This window comes from Niallia sp. FSL W8-0951 (genome assembly GCF_038006525.1).
GTDB lineage: Bacteria > Bacillota > Bacilli > Bacillales > Cytobacillaceae > Niallia > Niallia circulans.
On record NZ_JBBOVK010000001.1, the window covers coordinates 1,052,432 to 1,074,297 of the forward strand.

The window sequence follows — 21,866 nt, forward strand, 5'->3', positions numbered from 1 at the left end:
TAGACAGCCTATTTTATCGTGACGATACATATTTTATCTATAAAAAAGGAAGGGAAATGAATGAAAAATCATCCAATATTCAATTTGTTGATCACACTAGTGTTTTTAATACTATTTATTGCCAGTAAGAAGCTATTTGCCAATTACTTAGCAGCACTTATTATTTTTGGTGCCTTTTTTTGTATTTACTTAGGGCGGTCTATCCTTTCTTTAATCCGATATATTGATGAGAAGAAAACCAAGGATATATCTGTCAAAAGCAAGCATAAATGAACAGGAAAACCAACAGTAATCCATGTATGCTATTTTTAAGGATGTGATGAATGTGACATGGTTGGAAGGGTTACAAAAGGCATTAATATATATCGAAAATAATTTGGAAGAAAAGCTTGAAATAGAAGCGATTGCGCGTGTCGCAAATGTTTCAATATTTCACTTTCAACGAACATTTACAATCCTTACGGAAATACCAGTGGGAGAGTATATTAGGCGACGCAGACTATCAATGGCTGGTCAAAGCTTGCTTCATTCAAGAGAAAAGATAATCGATATTGCATTAAGATATGGATATGATACACCAGAAGCATTTACGAAAGCATATCGCAGACAGCATGGAGTTACACCAAGTGAAACGAGACGAGGAATTGGTAGTCTAAAAATATACAATCCACTAGTCATTCAAGTACAGCTGAAAGGGGCAGAACCAATGAAAGTAAAAGTAGTGGAGAAAGAGGCATTTACGATTGTCGGGATGAAAAAATCTTATACTTTTAAGGAAGATGAAAATCTCCGTGAGATTCCAAAACTCTGGGATGAAGTTAATAAGAATGGAACAGTGAACGAGCTTCTGATGCTGACTAGGGGAGAAATTCCAGGTGTTCTTGGCGTTTGTGTAGAGGAGTCAGAAGCAGCGGGTAAGGATATGGATTACTGGATAGCGGTTGCAACAGAGGATAAATCTGAAAAATATGATCAGCTCGTTATTTCAGCATCCAAGTGGGCAGTTTTTGAGGTGCATGGACCAATGCCGCAAAGTATGCAGAAGGTTTGGAAGCAAATATATTCGGAATGGATGCCGTCCAGTGGTTATCAACAAGCAGGATTTATTTCCTTTGAACGCTATACAGATGATGATCCGTCAAGCGAAAATTGCTACTCTGAAATATGGATTCCAGTTAAATAACAAAAAGCGATGGAATGACTATGCGGGCATAGTGTCAAATTCCATCGTTTTTTTGATATTTAAGGATGATTGTTATAGGGGGGATATGTCAGTTAAGAGAGAGGGATGCTAGACTTGGAGTATAGCAAGGAGATTCAGTATTTTAATAGATTGAAAACCATTTTATAGAGGAACCTAGGGGAAAGTGGTGTTCATAAAGGGGATGAACCCCATAATTTTGAGGAAGCAAGGGAAAAGTAGCGTTCATAAAGGGAATGAACACCATTATTTAAAGAAACCTGGGAAAAAAGGTGTTCATAAAGGGGATGAACACCTTTTTTCAAAGGAACCAAGGGAAAAGTAGCGTTCAAAAGCACAGTAGTTTAGCCGACAAAACTAGATACACCGGCATTGTTCCCGATAGGTGCATTTCCCTTTGCCTCCATGCACTACTCGTTATCTGTTGTAAAACTATTATTTGCTGATGATTGCCGCCAGTATCTGTATCTGCTGATGCACTGGCATTAGTAGGAGCTTGTCCTAACAAAGCTCTTTTCTCGGTAGGAGCGTCTCTATAAGATTCTTTCCCATGATGGATTAGCAGTAACCTTCGCAATCTGGCGAAAAAATAAACAAATAAGCATAGCGGAATAATATCAACAGCATAAAAAGGCAGCAACTAGAATTTCTCTAAATGGATGGAATCTAGTTGCTGCCTTTTTTCTGAAATCAATAATAGGGATAATATCCGTAAGTAGAATAAGCGGGATTATAGCCATATGGTTGTGAGTATGCTGGGAAATGCTGACCATAATTCCAATGGTGTTGAATAGCAGGGCTATGATGAAAAGGCGTATAAAATAGAGGGTTGCCTCCAGCAAAGCTAGCTGATGGTGTAACTGCACCAAGGGGGATAGCCCCGATTCCCACTGCGCCATGCCCCACGCCTGCAAAACCACCGGCTCCAACTGGACCAACTGCACCAATAGGACCAACAGCCCCAATATGTCTGTCAAAAGCTCGATTTTGAGTATTCATAAATGTTTCACCTCCTCCATTACTATATGTAAACGGAAATGATTGGCGCTTGTCTTTCTTTTATAAAAATAAAAAAGTATTGGATTCTTCCGAAAAGAGTGTGTATAATAAGAAAAAAATATAGGAAATCGTAGAAAAAGAGAGTAGCTGCTTGTAAAGCAATAGCGAATTAGGGATGGTGGAAGCCTAATGTGGAGCAAGCAGTGAAACGCACTTTGGAGATATCATGCTGAAAAGGAGTAGGCATGATCGGTAACAGGCCGTTAACTGATTTAAGTGGTTATGAAAATAACAATTAGAGTGGTACCGCGGGAATTATAAGCTCTCGCCTCTTCGTATGAAGGGGCGGGAGTTTTTTTATTTTATTAAAATATCTAATATAGAAAAGGAGAATATAGATGAACATCAAATCAGAACTAGCAAACGTATTAGCAACACAATTAGATGTAGAATTATCACCAGAAACGATTGAACAGTTATTGGAAAAACCGAAATATGATCATTTAGGAGATCTCGCTTTTCCTTGTTTTACACTTGCCAAAAAATTGCGGAAAGCACCTACGTTAATTGCGGAAGAGTTTTCTCAAAAGATAGAATCTCCGCTGATTGATCATGTCGAAGTGGTAGGAGCTTATATTAATATTTTTTTAAATCAGCAATTAATTGCCTCTAAAGTAATCAAGGAGGTTCTCGAACAAAAGGAGCATTATGGGGATTTACCTACGAATAAAGGAGTCATGACAATTGATTTGTCTTCACCTAATATTGCAAAGCCGTTTTCCATGGGGCATTTGCGTTCCACTGTTATCGGCAATGCTCTTGGCCTTATTGCCGAGAAAAATGGCTACACACCGATTCGTATTAATCATCTTGGTGATTGGGGGACCCAGTTTGGTAAATTAATCGTCGCCTATAAACGATGGGGAAACGAAGAGGAAGTGCAGAAGAATCCTATTAAAGAATTATTAAAGCTGTACGTGAAGTTTCATGAAAAAGCAGATGAAGACCCCTCGCTAAATGAAGAAGGGAGAAAATGGTTTAACTATCTAGAACAGGGAAATGAAGAAGCCATTAATCTTTGGAAATGGTTTCGAAAAGAATCGTTAGAAGAGTTTAATAAAATCTATCAACTATTAGGAATTACATTTGATTCAAATGATGGCGAAGCTTTTTTTAACGACAAGATGGGAAGGGTTGTCGAGTTATTAAAGGAGAAGCAGCTTTTAGTAGAATCAGAAGGGGCACAAGTAGTAGAGCTTGAAGACTTCCCACCGTGTTTAATCAAAAAGAGAGACGGTGCGACACTTTATGCCACACGGGATTTAGCTGCAGCGATCTATCGTCAAGAAAACTATCATTTTGTGAAAAGTTTATACGTAGTAGGAAATGAACAAACTCTCCATTTTAAGCAGCTATTTCAAGTGTTAGAGAAAATGGGCTATGATTGGGCAGAAGGGATGGCTCATATTCCATTTGGTATGATGCTGAAAGACGGCAAGAAGATGTCAACGAGAAAAGGGAAAGTTGTTTTATTAGAAGAAGTGCTTCAAGCAGCTATTCAATTAGCGGAGAAAAATATCGAAGAAAAAAACCCTTCTCTTGAAAATAAAGAAGAAGTGGCAAAACAAGTAGGAACAGGAGCAATTATCTTTCATGACTTAAAGCATTATCGCCTAACAGATATTGAGTTTTCTCTAGAAGATATGTTGAAGTTTGAAGGAGAAACAGGACCATATATCCAATACACACATGCAAGAGCCTGTTCCTTACTGCGGAAAGGTAATTTCTTCCCACCAGCTAATATAGACCAATTACAATGGGATCAGCTAAGTTTTCCAATTGTAAAGCTTTTAATGGACTTTCCGACAATTGTGGAAAAGGCGATTGTGCAATATGATCCTTCTGAAGTGGCAAAGTACGTTATTGATTTAGCAAAAACATTTAATAAGTATTATGCGCATGTTCAAATTTTAGAGGAAAATAGCGGAAAAGAAGCGAGACTTTCTCTCGTATATGCTGTAACACTTGTTTTGAAAGAAGGTTTAAGATTACTAGGAATTGCCGCACCAGAGGCAATGTAATAGAAAGATAAACCCCTTTGATTAAAGATGAATTATTTTGGCTAAAATGGGGAATAGGTCATTTAAAAGTACATTTGTCATAAAATGTTCACAGAATAGACATAATCCAAGCTGTTTTTTCTTTGAACGAAGTATCTCTATTTGATATGATGAAAGAGGTTAACACATTCAAAGTAGTGTTAACCTCTCTTTTTGCAAAACTGCAGAAATAAGGAAAGGAGATTTGAAATGATACATAAAAAGAAATTTTTATCTGGATTAGTAGCATTAGCGGCTGTCTTCTTTATAGCATTACCAGTCAGCGCCCATGTTACCGTGAATCCATCCCAATCTACTACAGAGGCTTGGGAAACGTATACTGTAAGAATTCCAGTTGAAAAAGATGTGGATACAACAAAAGTGACGATTAAAATTCCAGATAATGTGGAGTTTAAAATGTATGAACCTGTCGATGGCTGGAAAACGACTACAACTACCGATGATAATGATAAAGTGGCAACTGTAACTTGGGAGGCTGAATCAGAAGAGACAGCGATTAAGGCTGGTCAATACCGCGACTTTACCTTTAGAGCACAAAATCCCAAAGAGCCTGGCGATATTGCATGGGATGCATTCCAGTACTATGCAGATGGCAGCATTGTGGAATGGACTGGAGACAGTGATGCAGAACTACCTCATTCTATCACTAGTATTGCTCAATCCAATGAAACGGTTGACAGTCATGGACATAGCACAAAAACGGATGATGCAGCAGATGATCAACAGGAAGACAAAGATGCCGAGCATGCAAATGAAGGTACTAATATAAATACGATTTTATCGATTATCGCTATTGTTTTATCACTAGCTGCGATTGTAATAACTTTTATAAGAAAAAAATAAGAACTAGCTAAAGAGTTCATTCCTAAGGAAGAGATTAACTTCAAGGAATGGACTTTTTCTTTTTTTTGGAGAATTTAAGGACATCGGCATGTGATGAATGTACATATTGGTTCGATTAGTTTCATAGCGAAAAGTAATAAAAAATATTTTATTACACATAATAAGTTCATACTAAACAGAAAAAGGAATGATTATGCAAAATACATTACGATATATATCCATTGTATATCTAGTTCTTCTATCAGTTGGCCTATTTGCCCATGTGGAAATAATTCCAGGCATTTTAACAATAGTTAGAAGAGATGCGTGGATTAGTGTCTTATTAGCGCTGATTTTTGTGCCGCTGTGGGTGTTCTTACTAAATAAAATTAATACCATTATACATACGGACTCTTTCATTAAAATAGTGAAACAGTATAGCAGCACCTTACAATACTATTATTTTTTAGTACCATTAGGTATATATATGTATATTAGTGCTTTTATTACGGCGAAAGATATTGTTTTCTGGTCGCAATTAACTTATATGAAAGACTATAGTATTTTTTTGCTTGGAGGCACTTTGCTTTTTTTATGTTTGCTGTGCAGTAATTTAGGATTATTCTCTATGGGGATATTGAGCACTATTCTATGCCCAATTGTGATTTTCTTAGGCTTCTTTATTTCCTTTGCAAATACGGAGAATAAAAACTATGAATTATTATTACCGATATTAGAAAACGGATTTATCCCTGTTTCAAAAGGGCTTGTATATACGTTTTTACCAATAATAGAGCTTTTTGTTATTCTTTTTCTATCCTCAATCTTAAAAAAATCAATCAAAAAGAAGCAGCTCATTGTTTTAAGTGTTTTCATTATAGGTTTAATGATAGGTCCGACAATAGGGGCAATTGTTGAATTCGGACCAGAGCTTGCTTCCCAATATCGTTATCCAGCATATGAACAATGGCGTTTAATAGCTATTGGAAAGTATATTTCACACACCGATTTTTTTGCAATTTATCAATGGTTATCTGGTGGGGTCGTCCGAATCAGTTTATTTGTTTTACTTACAAGTCTTATTTTTACAAAGGATGAAAAGAACAGCAAGCTGTTAACTTTACTTTATGTTTTTTTATTTATCGCACTGCTTATTCCTGTGGATCAAAGTATATTTTCAGAAGTTGTTTTCCTTTATTTTAGACCAATATCCTTGTTGTTATTGATCATCCAGATACTAACCTTAACTCTATTTATAGGGAAAAGAAAAAAAGCGACTAGGAGTTGAAGTTTGTGGATTATCCTCTTTTTACGTCAGAAGCGTTAAAACAATTATTTAATGAATCCTCTGATATTATAGTGAAAGAGGATAAGGGAGAATTACAGATTATCATGGTATATTGTGTACCACTGACGGATACAAGCATGATTAAAACTATACATCTTCCAGAGTTTGGGGCGGAAGAGTCGGATATCTATCAATATGTCCAGATGGAAAGCTTTAATAAAAAAGAATTTAATCGAGAAAAAATTCAAGAAGAAGTTTTCTCCGGAAAGCTACTAGTAATTCCCCCAGGAGAGAAACTTTATCTTTATGATATAAAGAAATTTCCCAGCAGACAGCCTGATGAATCTGTCGTGGAGGTATCAGCGGTCGGACCAAAAGATGGATTTGTAGAAGATATAAATACAAATATAGGCTTAATTCGTAAAAGACTACGTACCTCTTCTTTCGTTATAAAGGAATATACAATTGGAAAAAGAACAAATACAAAAGTGGGTCTTCTTTATATGAATGATATTGTGAATAATGAAATTCTTGCAGATATTAAGAAGCGCCTTTCTCAGATAGATATCGATGTTTTAACTAGTTCCAATATTTTAACGGAATATCTAGCACCACGTAAGTTTTCCTTAATTCCGACTATCCACTATTCTGGAAGAGCAGATTTTATCGTTCAGGCCCTAAATCAAGGAAGATTTGCCATTGTGGTGGATGGTTCACCCACAGCATTAATTGCACCTGTTGATTTATCCCTTTTATTTAAATCGGCAGAGGATGAAAATTCAAGTTTTTATTATACTTCCTTGCAAAGAACTTTACGGATTATTGGAATTTTTACAACCATTTTGCTTCCAGGTTTTTATACAGCAATAATTACCCATCATGTAGGACAATTGCCATTACCAATCCTAGCAACAATCTCTGTATCTAGATTAGGATTGCCTTTTTCCCCTTTAATTGAATCGCTCCTAATGGTTGTAATGTTTGAATTGTTTTTTGAAGCGGGCTCTCGATTGCCCAAAGGGATCGGACAAACAGTTTCTGTCCTTGGTGGCTTAATCATCGGTGATGCTGCGATAAGAGGGGGAATCACTTCTCCATCGATGCTTGTAATAATAGGAATAACCGCGCTAACAAGCTTTACATTAGTAAATCGCTCTTTGGCAGGAAATTTATTTTATTTTCGTGTTTTTGTCTTATTAATAAGTTATTTTTTGGGCATTTACGGTTTTTTCTTAAGCTTTATTTTCATCATCCTGTATATAGCAAGGCTAGATTCCTTCGGTATTCCGATGTTTTCGAATATAACGACCCCATATGGGAAAGATATATTGTTTACGTTTCTACGTATACCTAATAATCTTCTAAAGAAAAGAAATGCTGGTTTATCCATTAAAGATGGAAAAAGAAAAGGTGACTAAATGAAAAAATAGTTATTGCTTTCGTTTCTCTTTTCTTCCTTGCAGGATGTACAAATATAAAAGAAATTCAATATCAAGCATATGCAGTGGGTTTAGGGATTGACTTTAAAGATAACCAATATATTGTAACTGTTCAGTTCTTGGATTTTTTAAATGTTGCCAAATCAGAACAGGGCAAGGGGGATCAACCTAGTAAGGTGTGGTTAGGAAATGGGACTGCTAAGTCGATTGAAGATGCTATCGACCAAATAAATAAAGGAATTCAATTACCTTTGAATTTTGACCAAGTGAAAGTTATTGTATTCGGAAAATCACTGTTGAAAAGCAAATTAAAACCAACATTAAATGCTCTTGATTCTAGCTATAATATTAGATTGACAGGGAAGGTTTATGGAACAAATCAGGCTATTGAGGATATATTCACAGCTAAGATTCCTTTTTATTATCCATTTAATGAGTCGCAAATAAGTTATCCAGATGCCATGCAGCATCAAAGCTCTACGGTTCCTCCTTTAACTTTACAAAAATTCATGTATCAATTTAACGAAAAAATCAATACCATTCTTTTGCCATCTATAGTGGTGAATAAGGAAATAATTAAAGAAGATGAGCAAGATTATGTTGTCCCAACTATTAACGGAGCCCATCTCATTAAAGAGAAAGATTGGAAGGGCTTTTTAAACACCGATGACTTATCTGGATATATCAGGGTAAACAATGAAACTGTCCGTACTAAGCTAAATCTCGATATTGATAATAATGAAATGGAGATCGAATTGATTAAACCGAAATTAAGACAGGTAGTAAATAAAAATAAAAAGAAATATTCTTTTGGGCTAAAAATAAATATAGATGCAACTGTTCTAACTTCGAATAAAAGAACAAATGCTAATAAAATGAAAAAGCAGCTAAAGAAACAACTTGTAGAAGAAATATACACTTCTTATGAAAAAAGCAGGGAAATTGACGCAGATATATATCAATTTGAGAATTACCTTTACCGTTATCATCGGGATATTTGGAAATCATCTAAAGAAGAGTCGTTTCCGACGCTGGATACTGATGATATTGAAATCAACGTGAAAAACTTTAAGAGTGTTCCTAAACTCCAATCAAAATATCAATCTTAAGAAACAAGCTGCTGAGAAGTAGCTTGTTTTTTTGAGTCATAATATCGTTTGACATAGGAATGAACTATGATTTTGATAATCAAGTTTAAGTAAATGAATTATCCTAAATGTTGGGATTGTCCACATATAAGGCTACAATGTAACCGCAGTGAGCACAATATTCTGCTGATATGGGAGAGGGTTTCTTCCTAAGGTTTTTTTCGGAATACATATGAACTTGTCCAACAGTTGCTGCCATTAGCCCTTTTTTTATTTCTTCGCTATTGCATTTTGGGCATACTTTATTTTTCATCCGAAAGTCCTCCTTGTATATTTTGTCTATATACTTTTATTGTAACATAGCAAAATCCCTTCCTGAAAAAACAAATTTACGAAAAGGTTGCTGTCAGAGGTTTAGCGGAACTAGATTAAAATTATCTGATGCTATCCAGAGCATATGAAAAAATCTCAAATGTATAAGTAAATAAAGTCGGAGTAATGAACATTAAGATAAAAAAGGTATGTTGTATCGAAAGAGTTCAATGTTGTTTAAAGATGAGAAATTAAGCTATAATGAAACAACATAAAAATGAGACAGCTGTCTTTATGGAGACAAAATATAGTAAAGAAGTGTGGAAACAATGGAGTGGAAACCTAATCGACAAGTAAAAAAAGCAATATATAAGCAGCTGGCGGAGTATATAGAAAATGGTATCGCAGATGGATCCTTTCCCTTAGATAAACCGCTGCCATCGGAAAGAAAGCTAGCAAAACTGCTAGAATTAAATAGAAGTACGGTAGTTGCTGCATATGATGAGTTAGAGTCGAATGGATTAATTGAAAGAAAACGCGGCAGCGGAACAATGATAAGTAAAGATATATGGGGAATAACCAAAAAACGTGTACCTAGCTGGAATCGTTATATAGAAGCGGGATCTTTTCTTCCTAATCTACCTGTCATGCAGCGGATACGAAAAGAAATGACGGAACATGACCTGATTAATTTAGCAAGCGGGGAACTTTCCGAAGATCTTTTCCCCTTAAGTTCATTGCGGAAAATTACTTCTGACCGAGCTTACATAGGATCATTGGGATACGATCATCCACAAGGAAGTGAAGTGCTAAGAAAGACCATTGCAAATCATATGGAGAAATATCGTGGTTTACAAACAACGCCTTCTTCTATATTGATTACATCTGGAGCCCAGCAGGCTTTACATTTGGTTATTCAATGCTTGCTGAAACCTGGCGATGCGGTAGCAATGGAAGATCCATCTTATCATTATAGTCTTCCGCTATTTGAATCAGCCGGAGTTAAACCTTATTATTTGACTGCAGATGAAAATGGCATAAAACCTGACGATTTAATCTTATTATACAGAAAACACCGAATTAAGATGATATTTCTAAACCCAGCTTTCCAAAATCCATCTGGCGTATCTCTCGGTCAAAAAAGAAGAAGAGAGATTTTAGAAATTTCTTCTCAATATGGTATTCCCGTTGTAGAGGATGATCCATATAGCTTAACTTCTTTTAGCGGAAAGCCATTGCTTCCGCTAAAATCGATGGATCAAAATGGCAATGTATTATATATAAGCTCTCTCTCCAAAATTGTCGCCTCTGGTCTGCGAATTGGCTGGATTATAGGACCTAAGCCAGTGATAGAAAGGTTATCCGACGCTAAGCAGCAGATTGATTTTGGCCATTCTAGTTATTCTCAATGGGTAGCAAACGACTTCTTAGAATCACCCTCCTTTGCAGTCCATTTAGATAATTTAGTTAAACAACTTGAAAGCAGAAGAAATCAAATCATCGAAAGCTTGAATACCTACTTAAAAGGAGAAATGGAATTTCTAACACCAAATGGTGGGATTCATCTGTGGTGTAAAATAAAAAACGCAGTCAATGAAAATCGCTTATTAGAAGAGTCGTTAAAAAATGGTGTTATTTATGCGCCTGGATCTACAATGGGTTCAAACGCTAACTATGTTCGTTTTACGTATGCGAAAGAAACAGAAAGCAATATTGATGAGGGGATAAGGAGATTTGCTGCAGCGCTTAAATCCAGTAAAGAATAATGAGGGAAGGATGCAAGGATAAAGCGTGCATCTTATTTTTATCGCATGAGATAAAAAGTGGATGGTCAACTTATATGGAAATTGGATGGTCTATTTAGAGAGAAAATTTAGTACTATAAATAACGTAGAAATATTAATTGAATAAGTAATGGAGTGAATGGAAATGACCTGGATTACTATTATAGCCTTAGTGTTCTTTTGTATAATAAAAATTTTAATGACGTGCTTGCCAACAGGAGTAGTGGATTGGCTGCTGGATAAATATAAATTGCATTTAAAACTTAATAACATGGAAACAGAAATAATCTACAATGAAATGAAAATAGATGGAGAGAATAAAGAAGCAATTATTAAGATATTCAACGAAGCGATTGTTAGAGAAAAGTATAGTTTATATCCAGGAAGTGAAGAAGCATATCTTAATGCTAAAAATGCGGAGTATTCTCTTGTTATTCATACCAAAAAAGGGAATAAGAACATAAACTTATTTTTGAATAGTTATCAAGACCATGTAGATATTGTGAAAAAGTACAAAAATAAAATGGTTGCATATAGCACCTATCCACTTCAACTAGATGTTTTAACTAAAAAATAAAATATATTTTTACAAATTTATAAAAAGCTATTAAAGGGCTAAGCCATTTGCTGCTGCCACTTTAGTAGTTTTTTTATGCATTTTTTTAAAAATTAATTTATTAAACAATAATGACAAGGGAATTGGCAAAAAATGTCGAATTTAATACGTATAATTTTATTTTGGAGTGTTGCATATAATGGAATTTCTTGTTGAAAGTGAGTACTTTAATAGAGCGATAACAGATGTGAGCAAAGCAGTATCTCAGAAAACGCCATTTCCTATTCTTTCAGGTATCAAAATAATGGCTACTAAAGAATCATTAATTGTTATAGGAAGTAATGCTGATATCATTATTGAACAAGTAATTCCGATGGAAATAGATGGAGTACAAGTGCTAGAAGTAAAGGAGGTAGGCAGTGTTGTACTATCAGCAAAATATTTAAGTGAACTTGTGAGAAAATTGCCAGGGAAAATTCATCTAACAGTAAACGAAAAGCAAATAGCTACGCTTAAAGCGGATGAAATCGTGACAACACTTAATGGTTTTCATGCAGAAGAATATCCCACGCTTCCAAGTATGGAAGAAACAACACATATTAGAATGCAAAGCACCGATTTAATCGAGATGATCAACCAGACAGCTTTTGCTGTATCAAAAAGTGAAGCGAGAGCCGTTTTGACTGGCGTTAATATGTTATTCGAAGAAACAAAACTTACATGTGTAGCTACTAATTCTCATCGACTAGCATGGAGAGAGCTTCCGATTGAATCTGGTGTAAGTGGTGCATTCATCGTGCCAAGTACAAGCCTCCATGAGCTTTCTAAGTTAATGCAGAAAACAACGGGAATGATTAAAATATTTGCTACAGATCGCTATATTGTATTTAAAACGAATTCAACTACTCTTTATTCTCGATTAATCGAAGGGAATTATCCAAATGTTGCTGGATTATTCGCCAAAAATGCAAGGACAATGATTACTGTTAATACAAAACAGCTGTTAAAAGGAGTAGATCGAGCTTGTCTTTTTGCAAGTGAGTGGAAGAATAACAATGTCCATATGGAAATAAAAGATGGTTTGAAATTAAAAATCACCTCTAATTCTTCAGAAATAGGAAAAATAGAAGAAACGCAACCGATCAATAAGCTTGCTGGAGAAACAGATTTAAGCATTTCTCTAGATGGAAGCTTTCTTATGGATGCATTAAAAGCAATTAAGGAAGAAGAAATAAAAATCAGTTTCGGAGGTACAATGAGACCAATATTGATGGAACCAGTTGGAAACAATTCATATATGCATTTGATTTCTCCTGTACGCTCCTGTTAGAGATTATAGATTGCTGATATGTATTGGATTTTAAATTTTCTGAAACCTTTGAGATGTTACATTCGTAATTAATCAAAAGGGGAGGGGAATATATGCAAAAACTTGGAGCTGTTGTTATTCTGTTTTCTTTCCTTCTATTAATCTCTTGTGAACTGAAAGAGACGATAAAAGAAGAGAGTGAATCAGATAATATTTATTTTACTTTTAAACATCCTGAAACAGACCAAGAATATGAGATTGTGCATGCTTATAAACTTTATAAAAAATATGAGAAGAGAATGAAAGAAGATTCAGCTACGCCGAACTTTTTGCTGTTTGATGAGGAGGTGATAGAACCAATTGTAGATGTGTGCTATAAAAATGCAGAATTTTTTGTAGGTAATTTTGACCTTACTGTAAAAGCACCAGAAAATATGGAGGAAGTTAATAATATTATTAAAACAATGGATGAGAAGCAGCTTAATAAGGCAATTCAAGAGGCACTCCTTAAATCATCAGATTACATCCCATCAGAAAAGAAGACGAATATATGTATTTTCCCTATAGAAGAAGATCACATTACCCAAAGTATGGATACTTGGGGCGCTGGAAAGATAAGTTTTTACTATAATAATAAGTTTTATACCGAAGAGTTTATCAAGACAACGATTGCTCATGAATATAATCACAGTGTATGGTTTGAGAAATATTATAAAAAAGAAGAGGAAGAAACAGTTTTAGATCGATTAATTTTGGAAGGAAAAGCAGTTATGTTTCAGAAATTAGTCTACCCAGATATTGACGTAGATAATTTATATTACAACTTTAAACTAGATTTTTGGAATAAAATTGAACCAGATTTGCAAACGTACGATTTAAAGAGAGCGCAGGAAATATTGATTGGTGGAAACGGATTACCATACAACTATGGTTATAGTGAGGGCTATAATATGGTAAGAACATATTTAAATAAGCATCCTGACATAACACCAGAAGAATGGACTGGACTTACTAGTAAAGAAATATATGAAGAGGGAAATTACATAGAGAACTACCAGTAAGTAATTTGTATGGAGATAAACGTTTCTTCATTGAAAGAAATAAAGAACTGGAAGCGTATTAAGAAGAGACGTTATGTCATCAGTTTAGATAACTTTTTTTAGAATCTTGATGTTAAGTAAAAATATCCATTTAGATAATAAAAAGAGAGTAGTGGTGTATTTATGGAGTTTATTATAGCGATGGGGCTGATAATATTAGCCATTACGTGTTTATCTATAGAAGTAAAGCTAAGAAAATTAACGGAACAAAACAAGGAAATTTTAGAATTGTTGAAAAGGAAAAAGGAAAAATAATCTGTTTAGTAGAAGCGTTTTTGTAGCTATTGTACTTTTGTTTTAGCGACGTATTTTTGTGATAAAAAGACCACTTCTAAATAGAGGGATTTTTTCAAAAAGAAATCAGGAGGAGAACTGTTCTTAATTATATGCTCTAACATGATATTTTTTAATTTAAGGAGATAGTAAAATGTGTAAACGCAAGATTGGAATTTGATTATATGACTATGTTGATCTTTAGATTTTGCCGGTCCTGCGGAGGTTTTCTCGTTAACAACTGAAAGTAAAGCAGAAAAAGGGTTAACTCTTTATAAAAAGAAAACTAATGCCAACGAGACCTTTTGAAGTATATATGATTTCGGAATCAGGGAAGACAATAAAAACACATATTGGGACAAAAGTGACACCGGATTATAGTATAAATGATAGTCCACATTTGATATATTGCTTGTTCCTGGTGGCCCATTAAGAGCAATACAATCAATTAGCAAGAATAAAAAGATTATTGAATGGATTAAGAGTCAGAAAAGTATAGAGTATATATGTTCTGTTAGTACCGGTGCCTATTTATTAGGAGAAGCTTGCTTATTAGCTGGAAAGAAGGTGACAACTCATCACCTAGCATTAAAATTGCTCCAGGATAAGTATCCAGATACACATGGGATATCTCAGGAAAAAGTTGTCCATGATGTCAACATTATTTCATGTGGTGGAGTGTCTTCTGGAATCAATATGGGATTATATCTTGTCGAGCAATTATTAGGAGACTCGTTGCAAAAAGAATTGCTAGAACGATTGAATTTACAAGATGAACATTTCAATAAATATATAGATTTCAATTCAATATTTATAGTAAATCGTTCCATTTTATATATACAGGAGAGGAAAGAATGAAAGAGTTTACTGCTTATCATCTAGTTACTAATCAAAGAATGTCTCGTGGACAGGTTATTCACTTTGAAGAAAAAAAGATGAACACATTATATCGCTTTTTTTTGGAAAAGGAACACCTTAATACACAGGGCGAAGATTATAAGGGGATTTTAGATAATCATTATACAGATGAAGGTTTGCACTTAAATAAAGAGAACGCCGATGTGGTTGTTCAGTATGCAGGGCACACCATGAGAGCAATTAGAGAAGTAATAGCAGAAATGGTGAGACTCCAGGATTTCCCCAATCATCCGTCTAGATTATCCTGTCTGTATGCTGCGAAAAGCTATGAGGATGTCTTAAAATGGAAAGCACTTTTTGATTCCTATAAGCGCAAAGTATTACAAATTGTGAAACTTCATGTGTCTGGAAATTATTTTGAAGGAGACGGAGAGCTTCTGCCTAATTTAGAGGCTGTTCCTTTCCATAAAAAAATGGAACAAGCGCGGGAGTATTGGAAGGGGAATGTAAAAAATGAACTTCCAGAGCTTTTGATAAATGGAAGAATAGAAGTAATGGAGATTATTCATGAATATTTAGATGAAAGTAAGTCGTAAAAATTTGATAGAAGAATGTTTTAGAAACCTTCGTGGACGGCAAACGTATTATGGAAAAATAAAGAGGGTTTCATAAAGGTAAAATGTATTGTTTGCAAAAAATACATTACCATCTATTAATGGCATATTCTTATTGTTTATTTGTTAGTTTTATAGGAGGGCTTGAAATGAAAAAAGAAAAAGATGCTCCTGAAATAAGAAGGGAAAAAATGCGACAAGAAGAATTGAAACATCCATCTAGTAGTATGCACGGCAGCAATCTTGCTGACTTAGTGGGCGGGTTAGGGTGGAAAGGTACTGGAATACTCATCCTTATCATAATTGTGGGGATAATCATTTATGCTGCCTTCTTTCAATAAGGCTCTCCCACACATATAATGGGAGACCGCACTTTTCTATATTAGTTAAGAAAATATAATAATGAAAGCTGGAATCAGTCGTAAGAAAAGAAACTTGAGCGAAAAGGGGGAGTATTAACAGTGATTAATTTAACTTTAATGAATGCAGATGAATATCAAAGATATCTGTCTAGTGCGATTAAAACGTATGCGGAAGAAAAGGTTATCGCAGGAAATTGGAAAGAAGAAGAGGCGCTTAAGAAAGCAGAGGAGGAATATACAAGACTTTTGCCACAAGGCGAGAAGACAGAGAAGAATTTTTTATACACCATTCGAAGGGATGACGAGGCAGTTGGCGTTATATGGCTTGCGCAAAAGTCTGAAGAACTAGGGTTTATTTATGACATTTATATACTAGAAAAATACCAAGGGCAAGGCTATGCTAAGGAGGCTTTAAAGGGTATAGAAAGTGTTGGCCAGAAACTAGGATTGAAAAAAATAGGTCTCCATGTTTTTGGCCATAATAAAGTAGCTAGAGGATTATATGAAAAATTAGGATATGAGACTACAAATGTATTGATGGAAAAAGACATTTAATATAAATCCATGGATGGAAGGAGTTAATGGATTCATGTCCTGAACAGGCTGTGAATAATAAGGGTTTAGAAAGAAGTAAGATGCTTGGTAAGCTATTTACAAATGATTTGAAATAGCTTACTATTATACATAGTTTTACTATATACATAGATTATCTTTGTACTATTGTAAAGTTTAATAGATTTAATAAATAGAATTCAGAGGAAGGAGAGAATGGAAAGAATTGAAGTATTCTGTCATAGGATTAATTTTTCAATTAATATTTATTTTCACAATAACTATCTTTAATCCAATTCGAGTTTATGTAATGAATCAATACTCCGTTTATCCTGTAGCATTATTTGAGTTGCTTTTAGGAGTTATAAGTCTAATTTGTGCATTAGTGGGGCTAATAAAGAAAGAGGTTAATGGTCTTTCACTCTTTGTTTTCCTTTTCAGTTTACTAATCTGTTTTTATTTTGTATTTGTATATCTATTAGGAGAAGCAGGGAATCCACCTGAGATTCCCTGGTTGTATAAAAAGTAAAAAAATGTATAAGTTAGTTTTCTTAAAAAATATTTTTTGCAGGACCAAAATTGTTTCTTAAAAAGTTAATGAGTGTAATAAGAGGAAATTAAAGAGGAGAGATGTTTTTTATGAAATTTTTACGAGATGATAATTGGGATAATGACGGGTATTGTGAATATTTAAAATCTATCCAGCATGTCTTTGATTCGTATACGGGCGAATTCCTTGTGACAAATTCATTCCATGATGGAAGGTTTAAAAAAATGGAGTTAATCAATCATTGTGAAGGAGATATAGATGAAACAAAGGATGATCCAACATCAATTAGAGTGGTCATAGAGCACTGGAATGGTTCTATATATGAATTGGTTTGGGATAAAGTGAAAAGATTTTACTTTGATTATGATATTACACGAAATATTGTCGTTAATACAAAGGAAATAGTGGATAATGGAAGAAGTGGGATTGATGATTGGGGTTATGACGAAATTTTAATAACAGAAGATAAGATGTTTTCACATGAAATAGAGCTGCTTTCAAAAACACGGATGTTTATCATCTGTAGACAGTTTCAAATCAAACCATATTCGGCATAATTAATTCAAAGTGCTAGACAAAGTTATAAAATTGATACATAGAAAAACTTTAATTAAAAGAAGTCAGGAACTTTAAGCTATAGTTATTAAATATGTAGTTTTGGAGGGGAACTATGATTAAAGTAAAACCCCAATGTTCTAATTGCGGTAAACATATTGAAAGAAATGAAGTAGTTTTTGTCAAAATGCGCTATCCAGAGCGAAAAGGGATGACCGAAATAAAGGCTTTTATCCAAAATGAAGAGAAATTAATTTGTGAAGCTTGCTTTAATACTAAGTAATCTTAACAAAAGACAAATGTAATGGGATTGGGTGTTTTTCGTCATTACCGTTATAGAATCATTAATTTTTTAATAATTAGGAGACTTAAATAATGTATGAAACTAGATGGGCAACTTATAACGAACTGAGTATTGTGGCAGAATGCTGGTATCAAATGGCTTGTGAAATGGGAGAAATAGACAGTATTCCAAAACCAAGTCTTCAGCGGCTGGAAGAAGTGAAAAATCTATTTCGGAAAGAATTTAAATTAGGAAATTTAATGTTTCAAGTTGCTTTAGACAGTGATGAAAAGATTGTTGCTTGTGCTGGAGGGTTAATTAGAACAGAGTATGCTTTTCCACTAGCGGAAGAACAAAGTCTCTTTGGGTGGATCATAGCTGTATATACGGTGGAAAACCACCGTAAGAATGGGTTAGCTTCTCAATTAGTTGAGGAAATATGTTTATGGCTAAAACAAAAAGGGGCTAAACGAGCAAGGTTATGGTCCAGTTCATCTGGCCGATCTGTTTATGAACAGCTTGGGTTCCATAATATGATGGATTTAGCAAAACCTCTTTCTTAAATGAAAGAAATGATAGGAAGGAAGATATAGATTTCACATATGATTAAAGAATTCATCATTATGATGACATAGAGATAATTATTTTGCAAAAGGTGTTGTAATATGATTAAGGTACCAATAGATCAGTATTCTATAATAAAAAAAGAGATTAGGGAAGCTCCAACATTTGCCCATAGTATATTAGATTTCATGATAGAGGGGACTGTATATAGTGACTGTACGAATTATCATTCATTGCTTTTTCAAACAGCTTCAGGCTTGTTTTTTGTGACAGGTTGTCCTTCGAACGAGCTATTTATGGAGCATTTAATTGATATTTTTGAGAAAACAGTTTTAAAGGGTAATAGATTTACGTTATTTTCCAATGGAATCGTATGGGAGCAGGCAATAGAGAAGTTTCTAAATAAGCGAGTAAGAAGAATCGACCGTATTGCTTATTCCTTTGATTTAAAAACATATAGTAATAGGACAACAATAGCTAGTCCGTATGATGTTTATCGAATTAATTCTTGCTTAATTGAAAATAGTTTAGAATTCAATGAAAGATATTATGAGGAGTATTGGGATTCTAAAGAGAATTTTCTTCAAAACGGAATTGGTTTTTGTGTGAAAGATAAAAATCGGATAATTGGGGAAGCAGTTTCTATTTTTAAATCTAATAACTATGCAGAAATAGATATAATAACAGACCCAGCGTACAGAGAAAAAGGGGTTGCAAGTCTTGTTTCGCAACGATTTATCGATTATTGTCTTTCTATCAATATTCAGCCGCGATGGGATTGTGATGTTGATAATCGTGCGTCCGTAAATTTAGCTAATAAATTTGGGTTTATCAATCCTAAAAAATACGCTATTTATATAAAAGCATAGTTGTGAAAATAATATCTCTACACCTAATAGAGAGAAGATTAGAAGGACTTTGGCAGCCAGCTATTCAAAGAGAGCGAGGAAAACTTACTGTCTCCTCGCTAGGCTCTATTATTCTTTTACGCCAATTACTCGAATCCTTTTATAGTCAGCCATCCATTTTCCATCAATATATAAAGTATCCTTTACATTTTTTTCAGCCTTCGCAATAATTTCGTTCTTAGCTTCTGATGGAATATCATGAAACAGTTGGCTTCCAAACATGTCAATCCAATTTCTTAAGCCATTTTCCCCAATTAAGGGAGTTGGTCGATCAAAGTGTTGTGCAAAGGTAACCCGGAATCCGACTTTTTCCATTAAATTTGAGTACTCCCCGACACTTGGGTAAAACCAAGGGAAATGCTCTGCGCCGAACGGAAATCCTGCTTGCTTTATTTGCTGTATCACTTCATTTGTTATTGTTTGAACATTGCCTTTTCCGCCAAATTCAGCTACAAATCTTCCACCTTGTTTTAAACATTGGTAGATACCTTTTAATGCTTGGATAGGAGGGTGTACCCAATGGAGAGTAGCATTAGAGAATACAGCATCGAATTCATTTAGATAATCCAAGCTTGTAGCATCTTGAACCATAAAAGGTAGACTAGGGTATTTATTAAGGGCTTGGTTTATCATATTTTCCGATTTGTCGATACCTAATATTTCTACACCATATTTGTGGATGGTATTCGTTAAATCACCTGTCCCACAGCCAAGGTCAAGAATTTTTTCGCCTTGCTTTGGAGCTAATAGCTCGACTAAATTATTACCGAATTTTGAAACAAAAGAATGTTTATTATCATATAAATCTGCATTCCAATTATCGGATTCACTTTGATAGCTTCCCATTTTCCCCACTCTCCTTATGTATATATTTGTAAGTAGAATTATAATGGAAAAAAAGGATAAAGGGAATTATAAAAAAAGTATTTAACACGAACTGTTATGAATAGAGAAGCTAATATGGATGTGCTTTTTATGATGTTTTTCCAAGTTAAAAATGACGCTGGATTTATTATAGAATAACGGAGCCTGAAAAGGAGAAGAAATTATAAGAAAAGAAGCAGCCATTAAAAAGAGGAAAACAATAAATTCCTCTTTCTAATGGCTTAATAGCCAGCCCAAAGGCTATAGGCATATTTGTTTATGTCCATGTTGTGTTGCAAATGTTTTTGGAAAAAATCCAATTGGCCTTCGTTAATAGCAAAAGTTCCAATAACGGGATGTTCGCTTGATAAATTAAAAAGGCTTCGATACTCATCAAGTGGGATAGCTGGAAGTTGTTCTTCTCCTGCAATTATCATGGAGGGATCGTCGATTTCATACCATTGTACTTGCCTGATCGTTTCTTCCTCGGAAAAATAGTAAGGGGATTGAAATGTCTCAACAAAAAGTCCGTTACTTGTCGCATAATCGATAGCAGATGGGCAATTAACGTAAGAACCTATGTACATATAGTAATCCCATCCAAAATGCACAAAGAATTTATCTTTAGCATATAACTGACATCCAAGGAAATTTCGCAAAACCATTTTGCAAATAAGGCGAATTTCCTTCCTCTCTACACGCATGTCTTCTTGCAGTACTAACTGATCAAATGCATCTTCATATAAGGAAGCGGTCAAGTCCTCTTCTGAGATTCCCTGTTTTGTTGCGTTTAAAATTCTTAATGAATGAACCCCGCTTTCTTCCAAGAATTTCATAACAGCCTCAACATAAGCATTCTCGACTTGAAGATATTCATCTAAAGTGAATTTTTTACCGTTAATGATCTCTCCAATCTGGGTAGGGGAAGTCCATTCCTCCGTTAAAGTAAAATAGCCATTTTCATCCCGAAACGCTGGATTGTATTTTGTCACACGCCACTGAAATTTTATGTGATTAGTCATACTGCACCTCCTCAACTAATTCTTATAATAACAGTAAAGCCAATAAAAGTTATTTATTAGTTACTAATATATAGCCTTTTCTAAAAAGGAATAAACAACAGGAAAGGAAATAACTCTTCCTTTAACAGCAAAAAGACAGACCATACTTTGTTAGTTGGTCTGTCATTTAGATATAATTTATTTTTCTGTAAAAAAAGAAACTTCCCTATCCTATTTCTGTTCCTTGCTGGTTTTAGCTGCTTCTCTATTTGGAACAGACTGAGGCGAATGATGTTTTTCACTTCCACCATTTGGCGGCCCATATGTATGAGCATCATCCGTAATTTTGGCACCTTCTAGAAAATTATCCTTAGTTTTCATGTATTTCACCTCCGTTTATAGTATGTGTCTTGTCTAAAATATTATTTATATGTGAGGAATCCACTTAGTACTAACAGGGGTTT

Annotated in this window: 24 protein-coding genes and 1 other annotated feature; of the genes, 19 read left to right on the forward strand and 5 right to left on the reverse strand. The window is 34.5% G+C overall.

Annotated elements, in window-relative coordinates; genetic code table 11:
- The first annotated feature begins 60 nt into the window (after positions 1 to 60).
- Positions 61 to 273 carry a hypothetical protein gene (locus tag NSS71_RS04855; RefSeq protein WP_047940209.1) on the forward strand — a complete coding sequence of 71 codons (213 nt, stop codon included), beginning with the start codon at positions 61 to 63 and terminating at the stop codon, positions 271 to 273.
- 46 nt (positions 274 to 319) lie between these two features.
- Positions 320 to 1,183: an AraC family transcriptional regulator gene (locus NSS71_RS04860; RefSeq protein ID WP_328587746.1), complete on the forward strand. Its 864-nt coding sequence runs from the start codon at positions 320 to 322 to the stop codon at positions 1,181 to 1,183.
- A 708-nt stretch (positions 1,184 to 1,891) separates the two neighbouring features.
- On the opposite strand, the gene NSS71_RS04865 is transcribed toward NSS71_RS04860, so the two are convergent.
- Complete coding sequence (locus NSS71_RS04865; RefSeq protein WP_061800535.1) at positions 1,892 to 2,200, reverse strand: hypothetical protein; 309 nt, start codon at positions 2,198 to 2,200, stop codon at positions 1,892 to 1,894.
- A 122-nt stretch (positions 2,201 to 2,322) separates the two neighbouring features.
- Positions 2,323 to 2,536 (forward strand) — a binding site (T-box leader).
- Between the two features lie 62 nt (positions 2,537 to 2,598).
- Here NSS71_RS04865 and argS point away from each other — a divergent pair.
- The 5 genes from argS (at position 2,599) to NSS71_RS04890 (ending at position 8,978) form a co-directional block, all read left to right on the forward strand.
- Positions 2,599 to 4,281: an arginine--tRNA ligase gene (gene argS / locus NSS71_RS04870; RefSeq protein WP_047940213.1), complete on the forward strand. Its 1,683-nt coding sequence runs from the start codon at positions 2,599 to 2,601 to the stop codon at positions 4,279 to 4,281.
- A 228-nt stretch (positions 4,282 to 4,509) separates the two neighbouring features.
- Positions 4,510 to 5,163, forward strand: a complete 654-nt coding sequence (locus NSS71_RS04875) for a YcnI family copper-binding membrane protein (protein ID WP_341151333.1) — start codon at positions 4,510 to 4,512, stop codon at positions 5,161 to 5,163.
- Positions 5,164 to 5,356: 193 nt separating this feature from the next.
- Positions 5,357 to 6,430 carry a GerAB/ArcD/ProY family transporter gene (locus NSS71_RS04880; protein WP_341151334.1) on the forward strand — a complete coding sequence of 358 codons (1,074 nt, stop codon included), beginning with the start codon at positions 5,357 to 5,359 and terminating at the stop codon, positions 6,428 to 6,430.
- Positions 6,431 to 6,435: 5 nt separating this feature from the next.
- Positions 6,436 to 7,848, forward strand: coding sequence for a spore germination protein (locus NSS71_RS04885; RefSeq protein WP_341151335.1), 1,413 nt, complete (start codon positions 6,436 to 6,438; stop codon positions 7,846 to 7,848).
- Positions 7,849 to 7,862: 14 nt separating this feature from the next.
- A complete protein-coding gene (locus NSS71_RS04890; protein WP_341151961.1) occupies positions 7,863 to 8,978 on the forward strand; it encodes a Ger(x)C family spore germination protein in 1,116 nt (371 codons plus the stop codon).
- A gap of 103 nt (positions 8,979 to 9,081) precedes the next feature.
- Here NSS71_RS04890 and NSS71_RS04895 read toward each other — a convergent pair whose 3' ends face one another.
- Complete coding sequence (locus NSS71_RS04895) at positions 9,082 to 9,270, reverse strand: hypothetical protein (RefSeq protein ID WP_061800524.1); 189 nt, start codon at positions 9,268 to 9,270, stop codon at positions 9,082 to 9,084.
- A gap of 328 nt (positions 9,271 to 9,598) precedes the next feature.
- Between NSS71_RS04895 and pdxR the strand changes: the two genes are divergently transcribed.
- The 12 genes from pdxR to NSS71_RS04955 all read left to right on the forward strand — a co-directional run bounded on the left by pdxR (position 9,599) and on the right by NSS71_RS04955 (position 19,498).
- Entirely contained in the window at positions 9,599 to 11,035 is a 1,437-nt protein-coding gene (gene pdxR / locus NSS71_RS04900) for a MocR-like pyridoxine biosynthesis transcription factor PdxR (protein WP_341151336.1), read from the forward strand.
- Positions 11,036 to 11,198: 163 nt separating this feature from the next.
- Complete coding sequence (locus tag NSS71_RS04905) at positions 11,199 to 11,630, forward strand: YfmQ family protein (protein WP_047940216.1); 432 nt, start codon at positions 11,199 to 11,201, stop codon at positions 11,628 to 11,630.
- Between the two features lie 178 nt (positions 11,631 to 11,808).
- A complete protein-coding gene (gene dnaN / locus NSS71_RS04910) occupies positions 11,809 to 12,939 on the forward strand; it encodes a DNA polymerase III subunit beta (RefSeq protein ID WP_095320007.1) in 1,131 nt (376 codons plus the stop codon).
- A 92-nt stretch (positions 12,940 to 13,031) separates the two neighbouring features.
- Entirely contained in the window at positions 13,032 to 13,979 is a 948-nt protein-coding gene (locus tag NSS71_RS04915; protein WP_341151337.1) for a DUF2268 domain-containing putative Zn-dependent protease, read from the forward strand.
- Positions 13,980 to 14,699: 720 nt separating this feature from the next.
- Positions 14,700 to 15,149, forward strand: a complete 450-nt coding sequence (locus NSS71_RS04920; RefSeq protein ID WP_341151338.1) for a DJ-1/PfpI family protein — start codon at positions 14,700 to 14,702, stop codon at positions 15,147 to 15,149.
- A complete protein-coding gene (locus NSS71_RS04925; RefSeq protein WP_341151339.1) occupies positions 15,146 to 15,745 on the forward strand; it encodes a DUF2441 domain-containing protein in 600 nt (199 codons plus the stop codon). Before NSS71_RS04920 ends, NSS71_RS04925 begins: the two co-directional genes overlap by 4 nt.
- Positions 15,746 to 15,912: 167 nt before the next feature.
- Positions 15,913 to 16,104 (forward strand): DUF6366 family protein, encoded by a 192-nt coding sequence (locus tag NSS71_RS04930; RefSeq protein ID WP_047940220.1) that lies wholly within the window; start codon positions 15,913 to 15,915, stop codon positions 16,102 to 16,104.
- Positions 16,105 to 16,224: 120 nt separating this feature from the next.
- Positions 16,225 to 16,680 carry a GNAT family N-acetyltransferase gene (locus tag NSS71_RS04935; RefSeq protein WP_047940221.1) on the forward strand — a complete coding sequence of 152 codons (456 nt, stop codon included), beginning with the start codon at positions 16,225 to 16,227 and terminating at the stop codon, positions 16,678 to 16,680.
- Positions 16,681 to 17,316: 636 nt separating this feature from the next.
- Positions 17,317 to 17,784 (forward strand): hypothetical protein, encoded by a 468-nt coding sequence (locus tag NSS71_RS04940; protein WP_047940223.1) that lies wholly within the window; start codon positions 17,317 to 17,319, stop codon positions 17,782 to 17,784.
- A 113-nt stretch (positions 17,785 to 17,897) separates the two neighbouring features.
- Positions 17,898 to 18,065, forward strand: a complete 168-nt coding sequence (locus NSS71_RS04945; protein ID WP_047940224.1) for a hypothetical protein — start codon at positions 17,898 to 17,900, stop codon at positions 18,063 to 18,065.
- A 92-nt stretch (positions 18,066 to 18,157) separates the two neighbouring features.
- Positions 18,158 to 18,628, forward strand: a complete 471-nt coding sequence (locus NSS71_RS04950) for a GNAT family N-acetyltransferase (RefSeq protein ID WP_047940225.1) — start codon at positions 18,158 to 18,160, stop codon at positions 18,626 to 18,628.
- A gap of 102 nt (positions 18,629 to 18,730) precedes the next feature.
- Positions 18,731 to 19,498 (forward strand): GNAT family N-acetyltransferase, encoded by a 768-nt coding sequence (locus NSS71_RS04955; RefSeq protein ID WP_047940226.1) that lies wholly within the window; start codon positions 18,731 to 18,733, stop codon positions 19,496 to 19,498.
- 108 nt (positions 19,499 to 19,606) lie between these two features.
- On the opposite strand, the gene NSS71_RS04960 is transcribed toward NSS71_RS04955, so the two are convergent.
- The 3 genes from NSS71_RS04960 to NSS71_RS04970 all read right to left on the reverse strand — a co-directional run bounded on the left by NSS71_RS04960 (position 19,607) and on the right by NSS71_RS04970 (position 21,783).
- Positions 19,607 to 20,383, reverse strand: coding sequence for a class I SAM-dependent methyltransferase (locus NSS71_RS04960; protein ID WP_047940227.1), 777 nt, complete (start codon positions 20,381 to 20,383; stop codon positions 19,607 to 19,609).
- A gap of 260 nt (positions 20,384 to 20,643) precedes the next feature.
- On the reverse strand, positions 20,644 to 21,423 hold the full coding sequence (locus NSS71_RS04965; RefSeq protein ID WP_053215553.1) for a DUF7683 domain-containing protein: 780 nt from the start codon (positions 21,421 to 21,423) through the stop codon (positions 20,644 to 20,646).
- 210 nt (positions 21,424 to 21,633) lie between these two features.
- Positions 21,634 to 21,783, reverse strand: a complete 150-nt coding sequence (locus NSS71_RS04970; RefSeq protein ID WP_156485457.1) for a hypothetical protein — start codon at positions 21,781 to 21,783, stop codon at positions 21,634 to 21,636.
- Between the last annotated feature and the right edge of the window lie 83 nt (positions 21,784 to 21,866).